This window comes from Roseivirga ehrenbergii (assembly GCF_001593005.1).
Taxonomy (GTDB): domain Bacteria; phylum Bacteroidota; class Bacteroidia; order Cytophagales; family Cyclobacteriaceae; genus Roseivirga; species Roseivirga ehrenbergii.
The window spans coordinates 57915-83243 of the sequence record NZ_LQZQ01000004.1 but is presented as its reverse complement, the minus strand read 5'-3'; the positions used below and the strand labels follow the sequence as shown (position 1 = coordinate 83243).

General features: G+C 38.7%; 29 protein-coding genes and 1 tRNA gene. 18 read left to right on the top strand and 12 right to left on the bottom strand.

From position 1 onward, the window contains the following. Positions 1–3: 3 nt before the first annotated feature. From MB14_RS05415 to pdxA, 8 genes are all read right to left on the bottom strand, one after another. A complete protein-coding gene (locus MB14_RS05415; protein WP_084375969.1) occupies positions 4–1299 on the bottom strand; it encodes a glycosyltransferase family 87 protein in 1296 nt (431 codons plus the stop codon). 249 nt (positions 1300–1548) lie between these two features. Then, positions 1549–2892, bottom strand: a complete 1344-nt coding sequence (gene accC, locus MB14_RS05410) for an acetyl-CoA carboxylase biotin carboxylase subunit (RefSeq protein WP_062590297.1) — start codon at positions 2890–2892, stop codon at positions 1549–1551. Between the two features lie 65 nt (positions 2893–2957). Further along, a complete protein-coding gene (gene accB, locus MB14_RS05405; protein ID WP_062590295.1) occupies positions 2958–3428 on the bottom strand; it encodes an acetyl-CoA carboxylase biotin carboxyl carrier protein in 471 nt (156 codons plus the stop codon). Between the two features lie 30 nt (positions 3429–3458). Further along, complete coding sequence (gene efp / locus MB14_RS05400) at positions 3459–4022, bottom strand: elongation factor P (RefSeq protein WP_062590292.1); 564 nt, start codon at positions 4020–4022, stop codon at positions 3459–3461. A gap of 52 nt (positions 4023–4074) precedes the next feature. Beyond that, positions 4075–5073: a beta-ketoacyl-ACP synthase III gene (locus MB14_RS05395; RefSeq protein ID WP_062590290.1), complete on the bottom strand. Its 999-nt coding sequence runs from the start codon at positions 5071–5073 to the stop codon at positions 4075–4077. 187 nt (positions 5074–5260) lie between these two features. Then, positions 5261–5452, bottom strand: coding sequence for a 50S ribosomal protein L32 (gene rpmF / locus MB14_RS05390; protein WP_053222813.1), 192 nt, complete (start codon positions 5450–5452; stop codon positions 5261–5263). Between the two features lie 24 nt (positions 5453–5476). Further along, complete coding sequence (locus tag MB14_RS05385) at positions 5477–6031, bottom strand: YceD family protein (protein ID WP_062590287.1); 555 nt, start codon at positions 6029–6031, stop codon at positions 5477–5479. 161 nt (positions 6032–6192) lie between these two features. Next, positions 6193–7215 carry a 4-hydroxythreonine-4-phosphate dehydrogenase PdxA gene (pdxA, locus tag MB14_RS05380; RefSeq protein WP_062590285.1) on the bottom strand — a complete coding sequence of 341 codons (1023 nt, stop codon included), beginning with the start codon at positions 7213–7215 and terminating at the stop codon, positions 6193–6195. A 146-nt stretch (positions 7216–7361) separates the two neighbouring features. Between pdxA and rsmA the strand changes: the two genes are divergently transcribed. The 5 genes from rsmA (at position 7362) to MB14_RS05355 (ending at position 11569) form a co-directional block, all read left to right on the top strand. Then, positions 7362–8141 carry a 16S rRNA (adenine(1518)-N(6)/adenine(1519)-N(6))-dimethyltransferase RsmA gene (gene rsmA / locus MB14_RS05375; RefSeq protein WP_062590282.1) on the top strand — a complete coding sequence of 260 codons (780 nt, stop codon included), beginning with the start codon at positions 7362–7364 and terminating at the stop codon, positions 8139–8141. Further along, the gene (gene mgtE / locus MB14_RS05370; protein WP_062590280.1) at positions 8129–9487 is read left to right on the top strand and encodes a magnesium transporter; all 1359 of its coding nucleotides are present in this window, start codon (positions 8129–8131) and stop codon (positions 9485–9487) included. Before rsmA ends, mgtE begins: the two co-directional genes overlap by 13 nt. Positions 9488–9491: 4 nt before the next feature. Continuing rightward, positions 9492–10451, top strand: a complete 960-nt coding sequence (locus MB14_RS05365) for an NAD(P)-dependent oxidoreductase (protein WP_062590278.1) — start codon at positions 9492–9494, stop codon at positions 10449–10451. A 240-nt stretch (positions 10452–10691) separates the two neighbouring features. Beyond that, positions 10692–11168, top strand: coding sequence for a transcription elongation factor GreA (gene greA / locus MB14_RS05360; protein ID WP_053222807.1), 477 nt, complete (start codon positions 10692–10694; stop codon positions 11166–11168). A gap of 2 nt (positions 11169–11170) precedes the next feature. Further along, a complete protein-coding gene (locus MB14_RS05355) occupies positions 11171–11569 on the top strand; it encodes an HIT family protein (protein WP_062590276.1) in 399 nt (132 codons plus the stop codon). Here the strand turns inward: MB14_RS05355 and MB14_RS05350 are convergent. Continuing rightward, positions 11566–12633 (bottom strand): PAS domain-containing sensor histidine kinase, encoded by a 1068-nt coding sequence (locus tag MB14_RS05350; RefSeq protein WP_062590274.1) that lies wholly within the window; start codon positions 12631–12633, stop codon positions 11566–11568. The two genes, MB14_RS05355 and MB14_RS05350, sit on opposite strands and share 4 nt — an antisense overlap. A gap of 141 nt (positions 12634–12774) precedes the next feature. Beyond that, positions 12775–13338 carry a crossover junction endodeoxyribonuclease RuvC gene (gene ruvC, locus MB14_RS05345; protein ID WP_062300535.1) on the bottom strand — a complete coding sequence of 188 codons (564 nt, stop codon included), beginning with the start codon at positions 13336–13338 and terminating at the stop codon, positions 12775–12777. Positions 13339–13418: 80 nt separating this feature from the next. On the opposite strand from ruvC, the gene MB14_RS05340 reads away from it, so the two are divergent. From MB14_RS05340 to MB14_RS05285, 12 genes are all read left to right on the top strand, one after another. After that, positions 13419–14525 (top strand): glycosyltransferase, encoded by a 1107-nt coding sequence (locus tag MB14_RS05340; protein WP_062590272.1) that lies wholly within the window; start codon positions 13419–13421, stop codon positions 14523–14525. Between the two features lie 9 nt (positions 14526–14534). Continuing rightward, on the top strand, positions 14535–14789 hold the full coding sequence (locus tag MB14_RS05335; protein ID WP_062590270.1) for a hypothetical protein: 255 nt from the start codon (positions 14535–14537) through the stop codon (positions 14787–14789). Between the two features lie 5 nt (positions 14790–14794). Further along, entirely contained in the window at positions 14795–16015 is a 1221-nt protein-coding gene (locus MB14_RS05330) for a GAF domain-containing SpoIIE family protein phosphatase (RefSeq protein WP_062590268.1), read from the top strand. Continuing rightward, positions 16002–16622, top strand: coding sequence for a polysaccharide deacetylase family protein (locus MB14_RS05325; RefSeq protein WP_062590266.1), 621 nt, complete (start codon positions 16002–16004; stop codon positions 16620–16622). The genes MB14_RS05330 and MB14_RS05325 overlap by 14 nt, the downstream gene beginning before the upstream one ends. Next, positions 16619–17731: a glycosyltransferase gene (locus tag MB14_RS05320; RefSeq protein WP_062590264.1), complete on the top strand. Its 1113-nt coding sequence runs from the start codon at positions 16619–16621 to the stop codon at positions 17729–17731. The genes MB14_RS05325 and MB14_RS05320 overlap by 4 nt, the downstream gene beginning before the upstream one ends. Further along, positions 17728–18498: a TatD family hydrolase gene (locus tag MB14_RS05315; RefSeq protein ID WP_062590262.1), complete on the top strand. Its 771-nt coding sequence runs from the start codon at positions 17728–17730 to the stop codon at positions 18496–18498. Before MB14_RS05320 ends, MB14_RS05315 begins: the two co-directional genes overlap by 4 nt. Then, positions 18495–19544, top strand: coding sequence for an asparaginase (locus MB14_RS05310; RefSeq protein ID WP_062590260.1), 1050 nt, complete (start codon positions 18495–18497; stop codon positions 19542–19544). Before MB14_RS05315 ends, MB14_RS05310 begins: the two co-directional genes overlap by 4 nt. Positions 19545–19643: 99 nt before the next feature. Further along, positions 19644–19730: transfer RNA gene (locus MB14_RS05305), tRNA-Ser, on the top strand. A 93-nt stretch (positions 19731–19823) separates the two neighbouring features. Beyond that, on the top strand, positions 19824–20621 hold the full coding sequence (locus MB14_RS05300; RefSeq protein WP_062590258.1) for a MotA/TolQ/ExbB proton channel family protein: 798 nt from the start codon (positions 19824–19826) through the stop codon (positions 20619–20621). A 21-nt stretch (positions 20622–20642) separates the two neighbouring features. Then, the gene (locus MB14_RS05295) at positions 20643–21005 is read left to right on the top strand and encodes a hypothetical protein (protein ID WP_062590255.1); all 363 of its coding nucleotides are present in this window, start codon (positions 20643–20645) and stop codon (positions 21003–21005) included. A gap of 7 nt (positions 21006–21012) precedes the next feature. Continuing rightward, a complete protein-coding gene (locus tag MB14_RS05290; RefSeq protein WP_062590253.1) occupies positions 21013–21681 on the top strand; it encodes an ExbD/TolR family protein in 669 nt (222 codons plus the stop codon). 1 nt (position 21682) lies between these two features. Then, entirely contained in the window at positions 21683–22147 is a 465-nt protein-coding gene (locus MB14_RS05285) for an ExbD/TolR family protein (protein WP_062590250.1), read from the top strand. 266 nt (positions 22148–22413) lie between these two features. Here MB14_RS05285 and MB14_RS05280 read toward each other — a convergent pair whose 3' ends face one another. Further along, positions 22414–24048 carry an amidohydrolase gene (locus MB14_RS05280; protein ID WP_062590248.1) on the bottom strand — a complete coding sequence of 545 codons (1635 nt, stop codon included), beginning with the start codon at positions 24046–24048 and terminating at the stop codon, positions 22414–22416. After that, positions 24048–24821, bottom strand: coding sequence for an AMP nucleosidase (locus MB14_RS05275; protein ID WP_053222791.1), 774 nt, complete (start codon positions 24819–24821; stop codon positions 24048–24050). Before MB14_RS05275 ends, MB14_RS05280 begins: the two co-directional genes overlap by 1 nt. Positions 24822–24853: 32 nt before the next feature. Here MB14_RS05275 and MB14_RS05270 point away from each other — a divergent pair, with 32 nt between their 5' ends. After that, positions 24854–25315: a type I restriction enzyme HsdR N-terminal domain-containing protein gene (locus MB14_RS05270; protein WP_062590246.1), complete on the top strand. Its 462-nt coding sequence runs from the start codon at positions 24854–24856 to the stop codon at positions 25313–25315. The last annotated feature ends 14 nt before the right edge of the window (positions 25316–25329 follow it).

The following is a 25329-nucleotide window of genomic DNA, read 5'->3' as shown; positions in this document are numbered from 1 at the left end:
AGGTTACTGATTTTTTTCTGATTGAATGGTGTCGAGCATTGAAGGCTTTATCTGTGCATAAGCGACAATTAGAGCTATGATTCCAAAGGTAATTACTTTGTAAAACTGTGTCTGATCGTACCAATACTTACCAACAATGTTAGACGATGTTAAAGTAGTAAGGATGAAATACATGCTCATTGGGATCAAAATTTTTAAGGGTATTCCTTTTAAACCTCCTTCTGCTTTGTACTTCTGAACCATATAATACGCCATGAAGAACAGAGCCGGTAAGATATAATAAAAGGAGTACTTATTTTGCGCTGGAAATACCAATGGAAATGCTAAGCAGATGTAACCGAATTCCCAAAAGGCATGTACGCTTGATTTACATGCTTTAAAAGGAAGGCTCCTGACAAAGTATAGCGTGAAAAGTATCAAAGCCCCTCTAGCAATATTGGTAAGTATACCTGCAATCTCGTATGATAGAGAAAGAATATTTCTGTTGCCCGTAATTTTATCATCAGGCATTTCAGTGAAATAGGCAAAAATGAATGCAGATAGGTTGTAAATGCCTGTTTTAGTTTCTAACGTATACTCTTTGTTAGCGGGGTTAATAATGTTGTACCATTCTTGGATCAAGAAGTTATTATAGTCAATACCAACAATTAAAGCCGGTAGGTAGACTAAGAGCACTGTAAAAATTATAGTGAAAACAGGTGTCTTGAAATCCTTTCTATAAATAAAGTAGCCAATCAGTAGCAAGGGCATTATTTTAGTAACAATAGCAAGGGCTAACATTAGACCAGCCAAAACGGGCTTATTTTTTCTAGACAATTGTAATGCATACACTGATAGAAAAACGAGTAAAATAGTAGTTTGACCTAACTGGAGGTTTTGTCCCCAAAAACGTATCCCGAGAATTAATGTGAGTATTGCCGTTATTCCGAAAAGCTTAGTGTCTGATTTGAGCTCCGAGAAGAATTCTCTAAATAATAGGATAGACTTATACAGCAGGAATACATTGAAGAATAACCACAGAAATATATAGACCTGTTTTGGCAATAGAGATATAGGATAAAGTGCGATGCCGAAAATGGGTGCATACCTATATTGAGCATGAGGTGTTACTATTCCATCAGGCTCTGTTTCAACCATATCCTCATCCAAAAATGGGTTGGCTTTTTCATCAATCATTACTCTACCCGCGGCAACATAAATGCGATAGTCAGCTGCTTGCTGTGTGGTAAAGATCAATGAAATCAAGACCATGATTCCATATATCCAAACTTTGGTTTTTAGACTTGATTGTAAGATCATTACTTAGTTAGAATGGGGGTTGGTTGAATCGACTTTTATAGAAAACTTCAAACTATAATTTAGTGTAATCTCTTGTGAACAATACAGCGAAATACTTTAAAATATTTTATATGTGCAACCATTATTGCGCTTTCTACTCCTGTACTTCATTATATACCTCAATACCTTTGTAATTCATTTTATTCATCATAAAAAAAGGTCACTTCTAAACAAAAGTGACCTTCTCTAAATATTATATGTAACAGTTTTCTACATTCCAGAAAAATCGAAACCTTCTAAGAAGCTTGTTGTGAACTGGCCCGACTTAAATTTAGGGTCGTCCATTAGCTTGATATGGAAAGGGATAGTGGTTTTTATACCTTCAATTACATATTCTTCTAAAGCTCTCTTCATTCTTACCAATACTTCTTCACGTGATTGAGCTGTTACAATTAACTTCGCAATCATTGAATCGTAGTTTGGCGGAATAGTGTAGCCAGCGTAAATGTGACTGTCAATTCTTACTCCGTGTCCACCAGGGGTGTGTAGGTTTGTGATTTTACCAGGGCTCGGTCTAAAGCCATGCGCAGGGTCTTCAGCATTGATTCTACACTCCATTGCGTAGAGTTTAGGGAAGTAGTTTTTACCAGAAATTTTCTCGCCTGCTGCAACCTTAATTTGTTCTTTGATTAAGTCGAAATCGGTTACTTCTTCTGTAATAGGGTGCTCCACTTGAATACGCGTATTCATTTCCATGAAGTAGAAATCACCATGTTTATCCAAAAGGAATTCTACAGTTCCAGCGCCTTCATAACCAATAGATTCAGCAGCTTTAACTGCGGCTGCTCCCATTCTTTCTCTTAGGTCTTGGCTAACGGCAGGAGAAGGGGTTTCTTCTACAAGTTTCTGATGCCTTCTTTGAATAGAGCAGTCTCTTTCAGAAAGGTGACAAGCGCGTCCAGTACTGTCACCTACAATTTGAATTTCAACGTGACGCGGCTCCTCAACAAATTTTTCAAGATAGAGTCCATCGTTTCCGAAGGCTGCAGCAGATTCCATTCTGGCATCGTCCCAAGCTTTTTGGAATTGTGAATCGTCTTTTACAATTCTCATTCCTCTTCCACCACCGCCAGCAGTGGCTTTTAGAATTACAGGATATTTAACTTCGTTGGCAATTTTAAGTCCTTCTTCTACAGACTTTAATAAGCCGTCAGACCCTGGGATAGTTGGAACACCTGCTTTTTTCATGGTGTCTTTGGCCGTAGCCTTGTCACCCATTTTATCAATCATTTCAGGACTAGCTCCAATGAACTTGATGCCGTATTCTTGACAAACTCTGGAAAATTCAGCGTTTTCTGAAAGAAAACCATATCCAGGGTGGATCGCATCTGCGTTAGTAATTTCTGCAGCAGAGATGATGTGAGGTATTTTAAGATAAGACTGATTGGAAGGTGCTGGGCCAATATTGACGGCCTCATCTGCAAACCTAACATGTAGACTGTCTTTATCGGCCGCAGAGTAAACCGCTACGGTTTTAATGCCCATTTCCTTACATGTTCTTATAATACGAAGGGCAATTTCGCCTCTGTTGGCAATTAATATCTTTTTAAACACTACAATAGATATTTTAGGTTGAGAAATAATTGAGGGCTTAAAAGCTAAGCCCCTTAACCAAATTCTTACGCAGGATCTACCAAGAATAATGGTTGATCATACTCTACTGGTGATGCATTTTCAACCAATACTTTTACGATGGTGCCAGAAATTTCAGATTCAATTTCGTTGAATAACTTCATGGCTTCTACGATACAAACTTTATCGCCAGCTGATATTGAATCTCCAACATTTACAAATGAAGGGTCTTCAGGCTTTGGTGAGCGATAAAAAGTACCAATCATTGGTGATTTAATCTGAACATACTTGCTCGACTCATCATTTGCTGGAGCGGGTTTAGCTGCTTCTTGAGGGGCTGGAGCTGCGGCTACTGGGGCAGCTGCAACGGGTTGAGGTATAGAAGGCGCAGTAGCAATTACCTTTCCTTCGTTATCTCTTTTAACTTTGATTTTGAACTCTTCAGTTTCAATGTTGACTTCTGCTAAACCTGATTTAGCAATGAAGTCGATCATATTCTTGATTTCTTTAGCATTCATAACAATTCGATTATTTCGTTGAGATGGTGGCTATTTTACACGCTCACCGTATGAATTAGTTCTAGTATCTACTTTTATTTTGTCGTCTTGATTGATGAACAAAGGTACTTGAATTTCAGCACCAGTTTCTAGCGTGGCAGGTTTTGTGGCGTTCGTGGCCGTATCTCCTTTAATGCCAGGCTCGGTGTAAGTTACAACAAGTTCTACATATGCCGGTAACTCTACACTCAAAACAGATTCAGTTTCTGCATGAAATAGAACGTCTACTTCTTGTCCATCCTTCATAAGTTGAGGTGCGTTAATTAACTCTTCAGGCACTGCAACTTGTTCAAAAGTTTCTGAGTTCATCAGGTTATAACCGTAGTCATCCTTAAAAAGAAACTGATGAGGTCTTTTTTCAATTCTTGCTGTCACTACTTTTACACCAGAAGTGAAAGTATTGTCCAACACTTTTCCTGTTCTAATGCTTTTTAGTTTTGTTCTTACGAATGCAGGTCCTTTTCCAGGCTTAACGTGCTGAAATTCGGTGATTGCGTAAAGGTCGTGATTGTATTCAATTACAAGACCGTTTTTAAAATCTGCTGTACTTGCCATGCGTTTATTTCAAACTAAGTTACAAATATTCAATTTTGATCCTTTGGAATTTTTATGATGGGTCGTATGCCCATTTTAAATATATAGCCCCCCAAGTGAATCCACCACCGAATGCGGCTAAAATTAGATTGTCACCTTTTTTTAGTTGGCTTTCATAATCCCAAAGGCAGAGAGGAATGGTTCCGCTGGTTGTGTTTCCATATTTGTGGATATTCAACATCACCTTTTCTTCACCAATTTCCATGCGCCTTGCTGTAGCGTCTATAATTCTTTTGTTTGCCTGATGAGGAACTAACCAAGTAACATCTTCTCCTTGTAAGTTGTTTTTGGCCATAATTTCAGCAGAAACATCGGCCATATTGGTTACGGCAAATTTGAAAACTGCAGAGCCTTCTTGGTAAACGTAATGCTCACGATTGTCTACAGTTTCATGCGAAGCTGGCTTTCGGCTTCCTCCTGCTTTCATGTGCAAATGTTGTGCTCCCGATCCGTCAGATCGAAGGATGGAGTCCATAATTCCCACATTTTCTTCAGTAGGTTCTAATAAAACAGCTCCACCACCGTCTCCAAAGATAATGCAGGTCGTTCTTTCATTATAATCTATGATCGAAGACATTTTGTCTGCTCCAACTACAACAACTTTCTTGTATTTACCTGTTTCAATAAACTGGCTACCCGTAGTTACAGCGTAAATAAACCCTGAACAGGCTGCTTGTAAATCATAACTGAATGCGTTGTTTGCTCCAATGGCATCTGCAATAATATTTGCAGTGGCAGGAAACATCATGTCGGGGGTAGTCGTGGCGCAGATCAGAAGATCAATTTCAGAAGGATCGGTATTGGTTTTTTTAAGTAAGCCTTTTACAGCTTCAATACCCAAAACAGAGGTTCCTTGACCTTCTCCTTTTAATATTCTTCTTTCCTTAATGCCAGTGCGGGAAGTTATCCATTCGTCAGTAGTGTCTACTATGGTTTCTAACTCTTTGTTGGTTAAAACATAGTCTGGCACCCAACCGTTGACGCCTGAGATTTTAGCTCTGATTTTAGTCATTCAATATTTTATAGAACGGAAAACTCCATTCTTATTTCTAAATAATTCGCCAATATAAGGGTTCATGCTTCAGATTCAAATAATAGATTGAACGAAACCCTATATTGGTCAAATGAAGTGTCTATAAATAAATATTGCTCCTGAATGTTGATTCAGGAGCAAATATTCAAGAAGCCAAAAGTTAAACTTAGGCTAAAACTTCTTTTTCCATTACTACTTTACCTTTGAAGTAAAGTTTTCCTTCATGCCAGAAAGCTCTGTGAGGCAAATGCATTTCTCCGGTAGTTGGGCAAATAGCCAAAGCCTTGCCATGCAATTTTTTGTGAGTTCTACCTTTGTCTCTTCTGGTTTTCGAGGTTTTTCTCTTAGGATGCGCCATTTTTCTACAATTTTATAGCTTTCGCTATTCTTTATTTTTCAATTTCTTCAAAGAAGCCCATCTTGGGTCTATTGATTCTTCATTTTTCTGATCTTCATTTTTCTCATCATTCTCTTCTTCAGAAGAGTATATCATGAGTACTTCATCTTCATTTTCATCGTCTTCATCTTGTTGAAAACGTGGGTGAAGTTTTTTCATGGGGATTTCAAGTCCTATAAATTCAAACATTATGGATGCTACGTTCAGTTGTTGGGTGTCGCGTGGTATTACCACTACTTCATCCGACAGTTCTTCATACTCGTTTCCGAGTTTGTATATAAACGGCCTTTCCAAGTCTATCGGAAAATCAAACAAATCTAGACTTCTATCACATTCCAGTTCTACGGAACCTTTAATGTGAAAAACAGTCTGAATCATTGTTTCGGACTTGTTCAATGATATGTTAGCAGTAAGATTTCCTTTTCTAACTAGATCATTGTCAAATAATTCAAAGAACTTATCATCTAACAGAAACTCAAAATCATGCAGCCCAGTATTGAGCTTAAAGATCTGTATTTCATATTTTCTGATTGGTTTCAATTATCCCCTCTCAAAATCAGGACTGCAAAGGTATGAAAATTCAATTGAATCCTAAAATAGTGTTTACTTATTTCATTAATAATTATCGAACAATTCTTAGTCAATTACTTGCGGGCGGTTAGTGTCCTATTAATAACTGCTTTAAATTGCTACTAATCAGCTTATTCTCTTCGGTTTCGTATAATATCAAGTGCCATGTAAAGTGCAGCCCTCATACTACTTGGGTCGGCTTCGTTTTTGCCAGCAATGCCAAATGCGGTTCCGTGATCGGGAGATGTTCTTACAATCGGAAGACCAGCGGTAAAATTAACACCATCTTCAAAAGCTATGGTTTTGAAAGGGATTAAACCTTGGTCGTGGTACATGGCCAGTATGCCGTCAAATTGAGAATTGGTGTTATTGCCAAAGAAACCATCGGCAGGGTAAGGCCCCAAAACCAAATGCCCTTTTTCTTTGAATTCGTTGATTACTGGCTGTATTAGTTCTTTTTCTTCTGAACCCAATAGGCCATCTTCTCCAGCGTGAGGGTTCAGTCCTAAAATAGCGACTTTAGGCTTAATGATACCAAAATCCTTTTTCAATGATTTTAACATCAAATCAATCTTGCTGGTCAGTCTTTCGGTGGTTAGTTCTTCTTTAATCTTCATTAAAGGAATGTGCCCAGTGGCTACGCCTATTCTAAGCCGATCGTTGCAGAGAAACATCAAGCTGTCTTTCGCACCAAAGGTGGTAGTGAAAAACTCGGTGTGGCCAGGGAAGTTGAAATCACCACTTTGAATATTGTTTTTACTAATAGGGGCTGTTACGACTCCGTCTATAACCCCGTTTTGTAAATCCTCAACAGCCTTTTGTAATGCAGCTAGTGCGTATTTTCCTCCTTCGCTATTTTCTTCCCCTGGCTTAATTTCAAAATCTTCTTCCCAACAGTTAATTACATTGGCTTTTTTTTCATGAAGCCTATCTCCACTATTAAATTGATAGAAGGAGAAATTAGTAAGGTCTAGAATTTTCTTATAGTGAGAAAAAGCTTTACCGTGACCATACAATATGATGGTGGCGTAATCATAAAGCTTCTGTTCCGAAATGGTTTTTATAATTACTTCGGGGCCAATGCCATTAATATCGCCAATGGTGATGCCAATTACTGGTTTGTATGTAGTTTCGTCTTCCGAATGTAGATTCATAATCAAAGAATTTCCTGCTTTTGTAATCTTTAAAGAAAAGTTGAAGTAGGTTTGAATCTGAGAAGAACAATGAAGCTCTGCTCTGAGTAATCTTCAACAGAATTCTCATTTTGCGCAAATTAATGTTTTTTCCATAAGTTACTTCTATGTCATCAGTAAGACCTAAGAAACACCTCGGCCAACATTTTTTAAAAGATTTGAACATTGCCAAAAGTATTGCCGATGGACTTACTGGCCATGGAGGCTATAATAAAGTAGTAGAGATTGGCCCAGGAACGGGGGTGCTCACTCAGTTTCTCTTACAAAACAAACAAGAAACCTCAGTAATTGAGATTGACAGAGAGTCTGTGGCTTACCTAAAACAGCATTACCCTCAGCTTGATGGAAGAATTATTGAAGGTGATTTTCTGAAGTTGAATATGGAAGAGCGTTTCCCAGGTAAATTTGGGGTAGTGGGCAACTTTCCATATAATATTTCATCACAAATATTTTTTAAGGTGCTGGATTTAAAACAGCAGGTGCCTGAAGTAGTTTGTATGATTCAAAAAGAGGTGGCCGATAGGCTTATTTCGCCTCCTGGAAACAAAGCCTACGGAATTTTAAGTGTGTTCTTACAGGCTTATTATGAGCTAGAATATTTATTTACGGTTCCTCCTAATGTTTTCAACCCTCCTCCCAAGGTAAATAGCGCGGTAATTAGGTTAAAAAGAAACGAAAGAGAAGCCCTGGATTGCGATGAAGTGCTTTTCAGAAGAGTAGTAAAAGCAGGTTTTCAAATGAGAAGGAAAACATTGCGCAACGCACTAAAACCAATAAATTTGCCAGAGGAACTCAGCGGAGAAAAAGTGCTCGATCAAAGGGCAGAAACGCTTTCTGTTGACCAGTATGTGGAACTGACGAATCTTATATCATCGTGTCAGAAGTAAAAACCATTTTTGAACTTTCTAAAGAATACCTCAGTGCGCTGGAAATAGCCATTGAGGAAAAAAATAGTGCCTTTATCCGCGACACGATGGAAGGGGTGAATTCCGCCGATATTTCTGCCTTACTAGATGAGTTGAATGCCGACATGGCCAAATATGTCATAGATATATTGGATAATGAGGTTGGGGCAGAAATTATAGAAGACCTTGAAGAAGACACTAGAACCAAATTCTTAGAAAACTTTACGCCTAAAGAAGTAGCCGATTACATTACTGAAATGGATTCTGATGATGCGGTAGATATCATCAATGAACTTCCGGCCAAAACACGAGAAGAAGTAATTTCTGAAATTATTGATCCAGATACTGCTGCCCATATTCATGAGCTAATGCGCTATGATGAGGATTGTGCAGGAGGTTTAATGGCGAAGGAGATGATCATCGCCAATTTAAATTGGAACATTGTTCAGACCATTGAAGAAATTAGAAGGCAGCGTGAAAATGTTGATCGTATTTACTCGGTTTATGTAGTTGACGATAAATATAAGCTATTGGGTAAAGTTTCCGTGAAGGATATTTTGCTAGCCAATGATAATACGCACATCAGTGAGATTTATGATGATGATGTCATTTCTGTTGAAACCTATATGGATGAAGAAGAAGTAGCTGACATCATGCGAAAATACGACCTCGATGTGGTGCCCGTAGTCAACCTTCAAGGAAAACTAGTGGGTAGAATTACCATAGATGATATTGTAGATGTAATTACCGATCAGGCCGAAGAAGACAGACAGTTGATGTCGGGTATATCTTCGGATGTTGAGGAAGATGATACCATTTGGGTGATTCTGAAAGCCCGATTGCCGTGGCTGATTATTGGTTTGGTAGGTGGAATTGTGGGTGCTTATGTAATTCGAGGTTTTGAAGATCAAATTCAAACCATTACAGGCTTGGCCCTTTTTATACCGTTGATTATGGCTACGGGCGGAAATGTAGGAGTGCAGTCTTCAACCCTTGTAGTTCAAAGTTTAGCCACTAAATCAGTATTTACCGATAGTTTAGGAAAACGACTCTTGAAAATGGTAGCTATTGCCATGTTTACAGGTTTAGTGTTAGGCTCAATCAGCTTCTTCGTTGTCTATTTATATGGAGAAATTAAACTCGGTTTAGTGGTAGCTATTGCACTTCAAGCCGTAGTTTTGCTGGCCTCGTTTACAGGAACGGCAACCCCGTTGATATTAGATAAGTTGGGTATTAACCCGGCTTTGGCTTCCGGACCGTTTATTACCACGGCCAACGATATGTTGGGAATAACCGTGTATTTATTGATTGCCAACTTATTACTCTAAGCTTATGCAGAAGAAGTTTTTGATTGTAGATGACATGCATCAGAGCATCTGTGGATTGCTTTCAGAAATTGGAATTGATGCCGATTATCAACCCCAGGTTTCGCGAAGTGAATTGCTCAGTATTATTGGTAATTATGAAGGCTTGCTCATTCGTTCTAAAACGGATGTAGATCAGGAGCTGATTGACGCTGCTGTTAAATTAGAAGTGATAGGTCGAGCGGGAGCAGGCTTAGATAAAATTGACGTTCAGTACGTGGAATCAAAGGGGATAGAAATTCTGAATGCCCCAGAAGGAAATAGAGATGCATTGGCCGAGCACGCCATGGGGCTTTTGCTATCCATGTTGAACAATATTATAAAGTCAGATGCCGAAGTAAGAAATTGGGTTTGGGACAGAGAGGGTAACCGAGGTGACGAACTTAGCGATAAAACCATTGGTATTATTGGCTATGGCTACATGGGGCAAGCTTTTGTGCAAAGACTTAGGGCTTTTGATTGCCGTGTATTGGTGTACGACAAGTATAAAAAGGGTTTTGGAACCAAAAACGTAGAGGAAGTAAGCTTGGCGAAATTGTTTGACAAATCTGATATACTTAGTCTTCATATTCCTTTAAATGAAGAAACTCGAGCTTGGGTGAATAAAGACTTTATTCAGAATTTCAGAAAGGATATTTACCTTTTGAATACCGCCCGAGGAGAGATTTTACCAACAAAAGACCTTTTGGAATTGTTGGACTCAGGCAAAATAAAAGGTGCTGCCCTTGATGTTTTAGATAAGGAGAAGTTCGACAATCTGACCGAAGATGAGCGTAATCAGTTTACCGATTTGTTTTCACGGAAAAATATAGTCTTTTCTCCGCATGTAGGCGGCTGGACATTCTCTTCTTACAAAAGAATTAACGAAGTATTGGTAGGGAAAATCGCTTCACATTATCACATAATGTCAGAATCAAATAAGGCTTGACTTAGGAGGTGGTTAATTACCATTTTGAGTTATTTGAAAGCTGATAAATATACCTCAAATCTAATTTTAAGCCCTTTTCAATTACCAGAGTAAACTTGCTGTTAGTAGGAGAGTATATATATTTTGCTTAAATTTGGAGCATACATCGCCTTTGCGGGCGATTTTTGTATTTAAAGCAACGGTTTCTGTTAGGAGCCGTTCTTTGTTTTTTATAGCATAACAAATTAAACAATTAAAACTATGGCTGGAATTTCATATTACACGGAAGAAGGCTTGCAGAAATTGAAGGATGAGCTTCATCACCTTAAAACCAAAGGGAGAGCGGACATGTCGAAGCAGATTGCTGAGGCGCGCGACAAAGGTGATTTGAGTGAAAATGCTGAATATGATGCTGCAAAAGATGCTCAAGGTCTCATGGAAATGAGAATTGCTGAGCTAGAAACAGTTGTGGGTGATGCGAGAATCATGAAAGATGAAAACGTAGACCTCTCTAAAGTTTCAATCCTTTCAACAGCTAAAATCAAAAACGTTAAAAACGGCATGGTAGTAAAATACACTTTGGTATCCGAAAAAGAAGCGGACCTGAAGGCCGGAAAAATATCTTATGAATCACCAATCGGCAAGGGACTCTTGAATAAAAAAATTGGTGAGATTGCAGAAGTAAAGGCTCCTGCTGGCACTATGCAATTCGAAATATTAGACATTACATTAGAATAATTATGCCAAGTATCTTCACTCGAATCATTAACAGAGAAATTCCCGGCCATATAGTGGCAGAAGACGATAATAATATTGCATTTCTGGATGTTAATCCATTGAAAAGAGGTCATGTATTATGCGTTCCTAAAGAGGAGGTGAATTATATTTTTGATATGGGTGAAGATGCTTACATGAACCTACATAGCTTCACTAAAAAGGTAGCTAAGGCAGTGGAAGCTGCTGTACCTTGCAAAAGAATTGGCGTGGCTGTGATTGGTCTTGAAGTACCCCATGTTCACATTCATTTAATTCCGCTTCAGAATATTTCTGATATCGACTTTAGCAAACCCAAGCTAAGTTTAAGTCAAGAAGAATTGGCCGAAATGGCTGAAAAGATAAAGGCAAAGTATCAAGCCTAACCTTTAAAGGAAAGCGTAAACTCTGTTCCTTCATTAATTTTACTTTCTACTGAAATATGACCGCCTAGGTTGGTCATGTGGGTATGAACAAGGTAGAGGCCTATGCCTTTACTTTCTGGGCGGGTGTTGAAGGTTTGGCTCAAACCAAAAATTCTATCTTTTACGGCATCTTTGTCAAAGCCAATACCATTGTCGGTAAATGTCAGACGTTTAACTTCCCCCACCATTTTAGCTTTTATGGTTATAATGGGAGTGGTACTTGGTTTGGCATATTTGATTGAATTGGTAATGAGATTCAGGAAAATGCTTTCCAAATAATCCCTGTTAAAACTTATGGTCTGAAAGGCGGTGAAATCAATCTGAAAAACCACTTTTGAATTACTTATTAATGCGCCAATAGAGTCTTGCACGGTTTTTAATACCTCTGCCAATGATACATCTTCAATCTTCACTGAAACTTTAGCGTTTTCACTCAGCTCATTAAGGTGCTTGTTCATTTTAAGCTCAAGTTTTTCGGCCGTTTTTTTCAGAAGCTCAATCAAATTTAAGGTTTCTGGATTTTTAATTTCAGAGGTATCTAAAAGGTGGAGAATGCCAAATAGATTATTCACAGGCTCTCTCAAGTCGTGTGAAGTGGTGAATGATAAGTCTTTCAACTTCTTATTCATCATTGAAAGGTTGGCCAATAAAGCATTCCGCTCTTCTTCTAGTTTCTTTTTATGAGTTATGTCTTTGGCAATAGCATAAACCAAGTTGTCTTCATTTAAAGGCATTGATGTCCATGATAACCACACTGTTTCTCCGCTTTTTTTTAAATAGCGGTTTTCATAATTCATAAGAGGCTTGCCTTTTTTAATGCTCTCTCGATATTCAGCGGTTAGATTTCTATCAAGTGGGTGGATAAAGCTGTTAATAGGCCGTGACAATAGTTCTTCTTCGGTGTAACCTAAAAGGTTTGAAACGGCAGGATTTATCCTTTTGAAGAATCCATCGAACCCAGCAATGCAAAGTAAGTCTGGCGAAAACTTGAAGAAATAATCCGAGTTCAATCTAAGTTTATTCATATAAGGTTTATCCTTTCAGTAAATGCCCAAAAATCCCGAGCGAATTATACATAAAGGACTGTTTTAGGATGTATGCTGATTAGGTAATTATATGTATTATAATTGAATGATGATATAAAATAATAAAGAAATTGGTTATCCTTATTTAACTCGGCCGGGATTGTCAGAGATAAATGACTTCCAGCTTTTGTTGCCGCTTTGTTGACTTCCGCCTTGAAAATGATGGCAAAGCGCTACTGCTAAAGCATCTGTTGCATCGAACAGCTTAGGGAGGGTTTCAATTTTTAATAATGTTTTCAGCATAGCTGCAACTTGCTCTTTGGAGGCATTACCATTGCCAGTTACAGATTGCTTCACTTTTTTAGGAGCATATTCAGTAATTGGGATTTCTCTGGCCAAAGCAGCGGACATGGCTACGCCTTGCGCTCTTCCTAGTTTGAGCATGGATTGAACGTTCTTTCCAAAGAAGGGAGCTTCCAGCGCCATTTCATCGGGTTGAAATTCTTCAATAACAGAAGTAACCCTTTCAAAGATCTTCTTCAGTTTTAGTTCGTGCCCAGTGTATTTGCTAAGGTGAATAACGCCAAACTGAAGGAGCGTGATTTTTTTGCCAGAAACCAAGATTAGTCCATAGCCCATAATACTGGTACCAGGGTCGATACCGAGAATGATTTTCTCTTTAATAGGAGCTTTGGCTAATGGCATAGGCGCAAGATAAATAAACCTTCTATTTCTGTAATTCAAAACAAGGTTTTAAATCCAAATGCTTTCCGCGTAATTCGCATATGGTTCTATTTGTCGCAGGTATTGTTTTTAGTTACTTGCTACTTCTGTTTTTTTCCATTGTTGCTTGGCAACAGATGCCCTTTACCAGTGCTGAAAAGTATAAAGGGAAAGTGTCTGTGATTATTCCTTTCAGAAATGAAGAAGCAAATCTGAAGCGATTAGTGGAGGCACTGAAGGTTCAAACATACCCATGGTTTGAAGTACTTTTCGTAAACGACCACTCTACCGATGATTCCCTGAATGTGTTAAGACGGCTGGTTGAGAAAGATATCCCATTCTCTTTCAGTATTATTTCATTAGAAGGAACCCAAGGAAAGAAAGCCGCTATAGCTGCGGGTACTGCTCAGGCTACTGGTGAGATTATAGTGACTACAGATGCAGATTGCTGGTTTGATAGAAACTGGCTATTAGCTATGACTTCTGGTTTTAACAACTCCCAAACACAAATGGTCACCGGACCTGTGGTTTTAGAAGGAGGCGGTTTCTTTCAAAAATTACAACGGATTGAATTTGGTGCAGTGCTGGCTTCTTCCGCAGCGTTGATTGGTTTAGGTAAACCCACCATGGCCAACGGGGCGAATTTAGCCTATAGGAAATCGGTGTTTAACGAAGTGGAGGGCTTTTCAGGAATAGAACAAACACCTTCAGGAGATGACGAATTGCTGATGATGAAAATTGCGAAGAAGTATCCTAAGGGTGTAGTCTTTGCAAAGGACACCGAAGCTGTGGTACATACTTTAGCACATACCAAATGGTCTGATTTTTTGCAGCAGCGAAAGCGATGGGCAAGCAAATGGAAAGTCGGCATGCGATGGTCTACAATAATATCGGCCTTGTTTGTTTATTTAGTGCAAATGGCTTCTCTAGGATTGGTGTTCTTATTTCTTTTTGGGGAAATGTCATTAATAGCTGTGGTTGCACTTTGGTCAATAAAGATGATTCTGGAGTTATTGTTAATTAGAAACTACTTCCGAGATTTAAAACAAGCCTATTCGCTTTCCCACTTCCTTCTGTTACAAACCTTTTATCCTTTTTACGTGCTTTATGTTGGTTTGGCATCTAACTTTGGGCGTTTTCAATGGAAGGAAAGAAGTTTCAAAATCTAGTACAATAATATGACCGACAATGAGTTTGATGTTTTGGATGAGCTTTACTTCGTTCAGCCTTTCAATGCTGTTTTGGAAGAAACGCAGTTGGCAGAAAGCGAACTTAAAGAAGTACTCTCAGGGCTGTTGAGCAAGGGTTGGGTGAAATGCTATGGTGACCGCCAAGCAGAAATGCCAATTGCATTGAGTGAGTTGGGGAATGATCTCACTTCATATTTTTATTTGGCTACCAAAGAAGGCTTATTAGTTCACAACGGTCGTTAAGCACTATGCAAGATACACTTCAACGTAAGTTTTATAGAAAGGAAATGGAGGTAAGCGCACTCTTGGAAATTACCCAAGCAGTGAACGATAACCTTCCGGAAGATGACCTCTATAAAATTTATGAATTTACCCTTAGGGCCAATCTGCAATTATCTAAAATGGTATTGTATGTAAAGGACCTAGACTGGGATTGTAAGGTGCAGTTCGGCACAAAAAAGGATTTCGCTAAAATACCACTCGATACGGGATGTTTTGATCTGAAGAAGATTGTAGCAGTGGCTGACGCAAAACTCTCGATTTCATGTTTTAGTGAATTTGATATCATAATTCCTGTTACTCATAAAGAGAAACTGCTCGCTTTTGTATTTATTAAAACTTCAGAAGAAGAAAAAGGAGCCGATACTACTTTTATACAAGCCTTGAGTAATGTCATTCTCGTGGCGATTGAAAATAAGCGATTGGCCAGAAAACAACTTGAGCAACAGGCCATTCAGCGCGAAATGGAAATTGCTAGAAATGTTCAGAACTATCTTTTTCCTGATGTTTTGCCCAATTCTGAAAAATTAGAAATCAAGGCCTTCTACCAGCCTTGTAAAACTGTGGGTGGAGATTATTACGATTATATTCCTATTCCCAACGAAAATCAATTTCTAGTTTGTATTGCCGATGTATCGGGAAAGGGAATGCCTGCGGCTATATTAATGTCTAATTTTCAGGCAGTATTAAGAACTTTAAGCCGTAATGCTGAAAATCCAGAGCAGGTAATACATGAATTGAATCATCAGACATGGCACAACGCTAAGGGTGAAAACTTTATAACCTTCTTTTTAGCCGTGTACGACTTTGATAAAAAGAACCTTCGCTATTTTAACTGTGGCCATAATCACCCGGTTTTGATTACAAAAGACGAGGTAGTGATTTTGAGTGAAGGAAGCACAGTGTTAGGAGCATTTGATCCACTTCCATTTTTGGATAAAGGTGAAATCGAAAATGTAGAAGAATTCTCACTTTTCATGTTTACAGATGGCCTTACCGAAACTTTTAATAGTGCGGGAGAAGAGTTTGGCGAAGAAAGACTAAGGAAATTCTTGGTGGATCATAAAAATAAAGACCTTCAAACTACCCACAATGATTTAATGACAGAGTTAGAGGGATTCAAAAAGGAAAATGCCTTTGCCGATGACCTTACTTTCTTATCTTGTAGGGTAAATAATGTTGCTCCATAAAACACCCATATTTGCCCGATGGCTTTACCCTAGCTTAGTTTGGAAACAATCAAGTAATGAAAAAGTCATTTATTTAACCTTCGATGACGGCCCAATTCCAGAAGTTACACCTTGGGTATTGAAAATGTTGAGTGAGTTTGATGCAAAGGCTACTTTTTTTTGTGTTGGAGAAAATATAAACAAGCATCCCGACATTTTTAAGGAAGTGCTCAGCAAAGGGCATTCGGTTGGTAATCACACTTATCATCACGTAAAAGGGTGGGGAACAGACGCTACTGAATACCTTAAAGATTTCTTGAAGTGTGAAGAAAAACTTCAAAAGTATGGCGAAGGAGGAAGGTTGTTTAGGCCTCCTTATGGTAAGATCACCTCTAAGCAAATCAAACAATTGTCTTCTCGAAAAATCATTATGTGGGATGTGCTCTCAGGTGATTTCTCACAAAAACTATCGGCTGAAACGGTATTGAAAAAGAGTATTCAGTATTCTAAATCAGGAAGTATTATTGTATTCCATGACAGCCTGAAGGCTTTTGATAACCTTCAATATGCATTACCTCGCTATTTAGAGCATTTTCAATCGAAAGGTTTTACTTTTAAACCGTTATGATTGGTGAAGTTTTGCTTGTTGCGTTTGCGCTTATCTTACTTTCAGAACTGGTCTTAATCTGGAGATTTAAGCGTTTTTTCATTAAAACTGTTGAAATTAATTCCATTCAAACCTGGCCTAAAGTATCCATTCTCATTGCTGCCAGAAATGAAGAAGAGAATTTGGAGGTATGCCTTAACGCTATCGCAAATATTGATTATCCACTCGAAAGGCTTCAGGTATTGGTGGGAAACGATCTGTCAACAGACGGTACCCAGAGCATAATAGACATTTGGATCAATAAATACCCTCATATCAAATCCATTCCTATTCATCCTAATATAAATGGCCTCATTGCTAAATCCAATGTTTTGGTGCAATTGGCGGTCAAGGCGGAAGGTGACTATTTAGTTATTTTAGACGCAGATGTCACAGTTACCCAGCATTGGCTAAAAACGATGATCGCTCAAGCAGTTCAAGGCTTTGATGTAGTGAGTGGTTATACCGAAGTGAAAGCCGAAGGTTATTTTTCATCCATTCAGAAAATGGATTGGCAAAATAGTATTCATAGCCTAAAGGTTTTTTCGGATTACGGAAATACACTTACTGCCTTGGGTAATAATATGCTGATTTCGAAAAAGGCATATCAAACAATTGGTGGTTTCGAAACCCTTGGCAAAACTAAAGTAGAGGATCTGAAATTGTTATTGTCCGCTAGAAAAGTTGGCTTGAAAACAGCACAACTTATTGATAAAGGAGCAGGCATTACTTTTTCTATAAAAAGGATTTTAGACTATGTTGATCAGAGAAAACGCTGGCTCAAGGGGGTTCTAAGTTACAGAACGCTTTCTGGTATCGGGTTCATCCTTTATCGCCTGCTGCTGATTGAAATGCTGGTGGTGTTGTTACTTCTCACAAACTCAACAGCGCTCGTTGTATTGATTTCCTTAATAATATTAAAACTACTGATCGAAAACATTAAACAGTATCAAGTTAAGAGTACGCTAGATCAAGTTGGTGTTAAGTTTAGTATCTTCAAGCCATTTATTATTGCTCTTTTAGATACATTTGCCCTTGTTGTTTTAATGCTGAACCCTAGAGTCAGCTGGAAGAAAAGAAAGTTTAAATGATGATTGAAACTCATGCCCATATTTATGCCGAGCAGTTTGAAAAGGACATAGATGAGGTATTAGAAAGAGGAAGAGAAGAGGGGGTTTCTAAAATCTACATGCCAAATATTGATCATACATCAATTGATGGAATGATGGAGTTGGAAGAAAAATATCCAGGTTTGTGTGTGGCTACAATGGGGCTTCACCCGTGTTCTGTAAAGGGCGATTTTCAGAAAGAACTTTATATTGTTGAAGAGTGGCTTGGAAAGCGCGAGTTTGTAGCCATCGGTGAAATGGGTACAGATCTATACTGGGATAAAACCTTTATCAATCAACAAGTGGAGGCCTTTAAAGTTCAAGTAGCTTGGGCAAAACAATATCAAAAACCGATTATAATCCATTGTCGAGAATCATTAGATATGACCATCGACTTGGTGGAAGAACTTAAAGAAGATAACCTTACAGGTGTTTTTCATTGCTTTAATGGTTCTGTAGCGCAAGCAGAACGTATTCACAAACTTGGCTTTCATATTGGTTTAGGTGGAGTGGTTACCTTCAAAAACAGTGGTATGGATGAGGTAATTCCTCAATTAAATATGGATCATGTGGTTTTAGAAACCGACAGCCCTTATTTGGCACCTGTTCCTCATCGAGGAAAAAGGAATGAGCCTTCCTATTTAAAGTTGGTAGCTCAAAAAATTGCAGATTTAAGGCAAGTTGGGGTAGAAGAAATTGAAGCCATTACCACTAAAAATGCCAATTCATTATTTAAAGTGCAGTCATGATTTCAACCCTAGAATTTTCGCCTAACCCAAAAGCATCTATACTTATAGTATATACTGGTGGTACTTTGGGGATGGACTATGACGAAAACGGTTCGCTAGTACCTTGCGATTTTGAACGCGTAGTAGCCAGAATACCGGTGTTGAAGGAATTAAATATTAACCTGTCGGTAATTTCCTTCGACCCTCCAATTGATTCCTCGAATGTAAAACTCGAGCATTGGGTACAAATTGGTCAAACCATAAAAGATAATTACACAGCTTTCGATGGCTTTATCGTGTTGCATGGCACAGATACTATGGCTTATTCTGCTAGTGCTTTGAGCTTTATGCTACAAGGTTTGAACAAGCCAGTTATTTTCACAGGGGCTCAATTGCCTATTGCTTCCCCCAGATCAGATGGGAGGGAAAACTTTGTTACAGCATTAGAAATTGCCGCTGATAAGAGAAATGGAGCGCCTGTGGTTTCAGAAGTATGCATCTTTTTTAACCACTTATTGTTGCGTGGAAACCGTTCAAAAAAAGTTGAAAGTCGTCATTTCGATGCTTTTGAATCTGAAAACTACCCTGCATTGGCGGAGGCTGGCATTGTGATAGATTATAATTATGCCGTTTTAAAGGCCTATGAACCCGATTCTAAACTTATATTTTACCCGGAATTAAAGGACGATATTGTTATTTTAAAGTTGTTCCCAGGCATTAACGAGCATGTGGTAAGACACTTATTGAATACCCCATCTATTAAAGGGATAGTTATGGAGAGCTATGGTTCGGGTAACGTTCCGCATCAGCCTTGGTTTTTAGACTTATTGGAAAGTGCTGTAAACAAGGGAGTTGTTGTGTTAAATGTTTCACAATGTAATGGAGGGAATGTTATTCAAGGTAAATATGAGGCCAGTAGTGCTTTAAATCGAATAGGCGTTATTAGTGGAGGAGATTTGACAACAGAGGCCGCCACAACTAAAATGATGCACTTATTTGGTAGAAGCACTGAATTAGATGAACTTAGAGAAAAATTGACCAGTGCTATTTCGGGCGAAATGAACTGATTTTTATTGATTGACAAAAACATAAATCAATTTGCATAAAGGTTATTTTATTGATTTATTTGTCACCTTGCGATAAGCGCATTTGTTGATAAAAGTTGAGGAGAGGTGTCCGAGTGGCTGAAGGAGCACGCTTGGAAAGCGTGTATACTCGAAAGGGTATCGAGGGTTCGAATCCCTCTCTCTCCGCATGATCAACTAAAAACTTAAGTATAATTTCTTTTAACAATAATTATTAATAATTTAGAAACCGTTTTAACCTTTATTAATCAAAACTAGACTATGAAAAAGTTATTCTCACTATTGATGATCTTAGGCGTTCTGTCGATTGGATTCAATGCTTACGCTCAAGACGATGCTCAAGAAGGAGCTACAACAGAGCAAGTAGAAAACACAATACCAGAAAGCCCTGACTATTCAGATGAACTTGCAGACACTCCTGCTGACTCATTCGATCAGGTTATCAAGCAAAAATTTATTGAAGGAGATCCTACCTTTATGTCTCCTGTATTAATCTGTTTAATTCTTGGTCTTGCTATCGCAATCGAGAGAATTATCAGCCTTAATATGGCAACAACTAACACAAACAAGCTTTTGAGCAAAGTAGAAGACGCTCTTGAGTCTGGTGGGGTTGAAGCTGCTAAAGAAGTAACTAAAAGCACTAGAGGCCCAGTAGCATCTATCTTTACTCAAGGCCTTATGAGAATGTCAGAGGGAATTGAAATGGTAGAGAAATCTGTTATTGCTTATGGTTCTGTAGAAATGGGTAGGTTAGAAAGAGGTCTAGTTTGGATTTCACTATTTATCTCATTGGCTCCAATGTTGGGTTTCATGGGTACTGTAATCGGTATGATTGGTGCTTTTGATGCGATCCAAGCAGCAGGTGATATTTCTCCTTCTTTGGTTGCTGGTGGTATTAAAGTAGCCCTTTTAACAACAGTTGCTGGTTTGATCGTTGCGATTATCCTTCAATTGTTCTACAACTACTGTGTTTCAAAAATCGATTCAATTGTTAACTCAATGGAAGACGCGTCAATCTCTTTGGTTGATTTGCTAGTGAAGCACAATTTGTCTAAGTAATTAACCTGTAAATAGATTATTATGGATCAGGACCAATTAATTGATTTAGGATTATATGCATCCTACATTCTGCTTGCTGTAGCAACGGTTGCTGCTATTGTAATGAACCTAATTAACTCTTTAGGCAATCCTAAGAGTTTAATTAAGAGCGGCATTGGAATAGTAGTGTTGGGATTGATATTCTTTATTGGATATTCAATGGCACCTGCTGAGATAGACCTTGTTAGCCAAAGAGCTTTTGAAGCTAATAAAGTTGACCCTAATGCAGCATCTACGTTAACTACCTATAGATTAATAGGTGGAGCAATGACCACAACTTTAGTACTACTTGTATTGGCGGTTGTAGGTTTAGTTTATTCGTCAATCGCAAGAGTCGTTAGATAATTTAATTATGGCAAGAAGTAAGAACAGAGGAAGTCAGGAGGTAAATGCCGGCTCAATGGCCGACATCGCTTTCCTATTATTGATATTCTTTCTGGTAACTACTCAAATCGCCACCAACAAAGGTTTGACCTTGTTACTTCCTCCTAAACAGGATGAAGAAGAGCCAGAACCAGTGAAGCAACAAGAGAGAAATATCTTTAAAATTCAGGTAAACTCTCTGAATAAGTTGATGGTGGAAGGAGAGACACTAGATGACCCATCTTTGATAGGAGATATGGTTTATGACTTCATTTTGAATTTCGGTAAAATGTCTGACGTTGAGAAAGGCCCTACTGGAGAAAAAGTGAGTGATAGACAAACCTATGAATCTTTACCTGCTTCAATGAAAGCATACATCAATAGTAAGTTGAGATCAGATAAATCATCTGATGGACCAAATGCTGCTATTGTATCGCTTAAAGCAGATAGAGGAAGTAGTTATGAGATTTTCATAGAAATTCTTGATCAGCTAAACGCTGCTTATAACCGAGTATATGGTGAAAGAGTAGGTTTGACTGCTGAGGAGTTTAGAAAATTGAATAGAAACGATCCAAGAGATTTGGATTTATATGATAGAGCTCGTTCAGGAATTCCTAAGTCGATCTCGATTGCAGAACCAAGTAAAGTAGGAGGTTAATATGTCAAAGTTTAAGAAGAAAAGTGAGTCCAGTCAGGACATTCCAACTGCGGCATTGCCTGATATTATCTTTATGCTTTTGTTTTTCTTCATGGTAACTACTGTGATGAGAGAAACAGAGATTTTGGTAAAGCAAGATATTCCAAGAGCTGAGCAATTAGTAAAGCTTGAAAAGAAGAAGCTTGTAACCTATCTATACGTAGGTGAGCCTAAAGAACCTGAGATTTTTGGTACAGAATCATTAATCCAAGCCAACGATGCATTTATTGCAATTGACGGTATTGTTCAATGGGTGAACACAGAGAAAGATCAACTTAGTGAAGTTGAGCGTGATCAAATCACAATTTCTCTTAAAGTAGATAAGGAAACCAAGATGGGGATTATTGTTGATATTCAAACTGAATTGAGAGAAGCAAATGCTCGTAAGATCATTTATGCTACACCTCAAAAAACAGATGATAACTAGTTTTGATAAAACTACATTATATAAAAGGCTGCCATTTGGCAGCCTTTTTTTATTCCGGTTGTCTACTTCGATATTTAATAATCAGATTACTACTCAGAGGCCAACAAGCTGTTTGAGCTATAATAGGACGCCTCATGAGACCAATATAAGTTTCGAGTATTACCTAGCATACATAAGTCGGAGGTTTTCAAGTAGAACGCTCTAAAACAACAGAGGGGCTCTTGTGCAAGAGCCCCTCTGTTGTTAATAATAAGTAAAAGGTGTTCTTAATACACCTTCTTGCCATTCAAATAAGTGGCGGTTACTTTTAAGTTTCGAAGTTCTGATTCAGGAGCTTTCATCATGTCCTTTTGGGTGAAGATGAAATCGGCAAATTTGCCCACTTCAATACTTCCTTTCTCGTTTTCTTCAAAGTTAGAATAAGCTGCCCAGATGGTCATGCCTCTAAGCGCTTCTTCTCTGCTAAGTTTGTTTTCAGCCTGCCATCCGCCTTCTGGCCAGTTTTCTGCATCCTGACGAGCCACTGCAGCATGAAAACCATACATAGGATTAATGTCTTCCACAGGGAAGTCGCTACCCAATGCGATATAACCGTTTTGGTCGAGCAAATCTTTAAAGGCATAAGCCGTTTTTACTCTTTCTTCCCCTAATCTTTCTGCAGCCCAATACATATCTGAAGTAGCATGCGTAGGCTGTACTGATGGGATGATATTATACTTTCCGAATTTTGGAACATCTTCTTTAGAAACTACCTGTGCGTGTTCAATCTTCCATCTTAAGTCATTATCCTCAGGAAGGTATTTGGCATAGATATCGAGAATAACACGATCAGTTCTATCACCAATACAATGAGTATTCATTTGAAAGCCCATGTCATAAATTACTTTCGCCAGTTCATCGTAAGTCGATTCTTTCTCTAATAGAAAGCCAGCGTTTCCTGGGTCATCAGAGTAATCACTTAATAAGTTTGCACCGCGAGAACCTAAGGCGCCATCGCCATACACTTTAAACGAGCGAACATTGAGGTAATCTGTTTTGATCTTACCCTTCTTTTTAAAGTAATCAATACTTTCTTCTGAAGGAGCTACCATGGCGTAAAGCCTCATTTTAAGCTCGCCTGATTTATTCAATGAATCGATTAACTCAATTGTGCTTACCTCTAAGCCAGCGTCTACAACGCCAGTAAGGCCAACCTCAAAGCAGTTCTGTTGCGCCATAATAAGAGCTTCAATTTGATCGGCTCGAGTTTGCTCAGGAATGTATTTGCCAATCAAATCCATGGCGTTGTCTACCAATAGCCCCGTTGGTTCTCCATTCTGATCGAAGTAGATTTTACCTCCAGTTACTTCCTTTGTTTTACCGAAAATCTCGCTTTGACTCATGGCAGCGGAATTTGCCAAAGCTGCATGGCCATCAACCCTAGAAAGGAAGACAGGCACATCAGGGAATAATTTATCGAGTTTTTCTTTGCTCGGAAACTCTTTGTTTTCCCAATCATTCTGATCCCAGCCGCGACCAACTATCCATTCATCGTCTGGGTATTTTTTGCGGTGTGCCTGAAGAATTTCAAGAATTTCATCAAAGGATTTTGTGCCAACTAAATCTGCATTTTTCAAACCTAAACCATAACGGTAAAAGTGTGCATGTGCATCAATCAGCCCTGGGTAAACAGGGGCACCTTCTAAATTAATGGTTTCATCAGATTCAAAGTCTTTGAGAATTTCTTCGTCTGACCCAACGCCAACAAATTTTCCGTCCTTCACTGCGATAGCGGTTGCAACAGTGAATTCATCATTTACGGTATACACCGTAGCGTTGTGAATAATCAGGTCAGCTTTTTGTTTTCCTCCACACGACCACAATAGGGACATTACTGCGGCAATTGCTAATAGTTTTTTCATTATTCGAATCTTAAGTGTTTTACAGAATCACCAGAGTCTCTGAGCTCTCTTAGTGCGTCAATCCCTATTTCTAAATGGTCGTTAACGAAGTTTGAAGTGACTTTTTTATCACTTTCTTCGGTTTTGACCCCTTCTGCAATCATCGGATTGTCAGATACCAAAAGGAGGGCGCCATGAGGAATTTGATTTACAAAACCCACAGTGAAAAGCGTAGCGGTTTCCATATCAACGGCCATCGCTCTAATTTTACGAAGGTATTTCTTGAAGGCCTTGTCATGTTCCCACACCCTACGGTTAGTAGTGTAGCAGGTGCCAGTCCAGTAATCGCGCTCATGCTTCTTGATCATAGAAGAGACAGATCTCTGCAAACGGAAAGAAGGTAATGCTGGAATTTCAGGTGGCATGTAGTCATCGCTGGTTCCCTCGCCACGAATGGCGGCAATAGGTAGAATCAAATCACCAATGGCAGTTTTCTTTTTCAAACCACCGCATTTGCCTAGGAATAGAACTGCTTTAGGCGAAATGGAAGAAAGTAAATCCATTACCGTAGCAGCCATGGCACTTCCCATTCCAAAATTGATAATGGTGATGTTTTCTGCTGTTGCTGATTGCATTGGGCGGCCTACGCCTTTAATTTCAACCCCAAACTTGTTGGCAAACATTTCTACATAGGTAATAAAATTAGTTAGTAGAATGTACTCTCCGAAGTCTTCATTGGGAACCCCAGTATAGCGGGGGAGCCAGTTTTCAACAATTTCTTGCTTAGTTTTCATGTATAAGTTTTGGGTTCAGTTACATTTGTTCGATGGATTCACTCAACCTGCCGGCCTATGAATATCGCCTCGATAAAAGGGACGGCAAATTAGTTATTTTTGACCCTATACGGAAGAAATTTGTTGTACTTACCCCAGAAGAATGGGTACGTCAGCACTTTATTCATTTTCTCGCTAGTAATTTGGGGTACTCTATGAGCCGAATGAGTGTGGAGACGGGGAATAAATACAATCAATTGCAAAAGCGCTCTGATATTCTGCTTTATGATGAATTCATGAAACCGCTTGTAATTGTAGAGTGTAAGGCACCTTCGGTAAAAATCACTCAAAATGCATTTGATCAAATTGCGGTGTATAATAAAACACTCAAAGCCAAATTGTTGATTGTTACCAATGGTATGGCGCATTATGCTTGTTGGTTTGATGAAGTAAATCAGAAAGTAAGTTTCTTAGAGAAAATACCTAGCCTTCAGGAGTTGAAAGCCATGATTTGATTTCGTATTTTTCA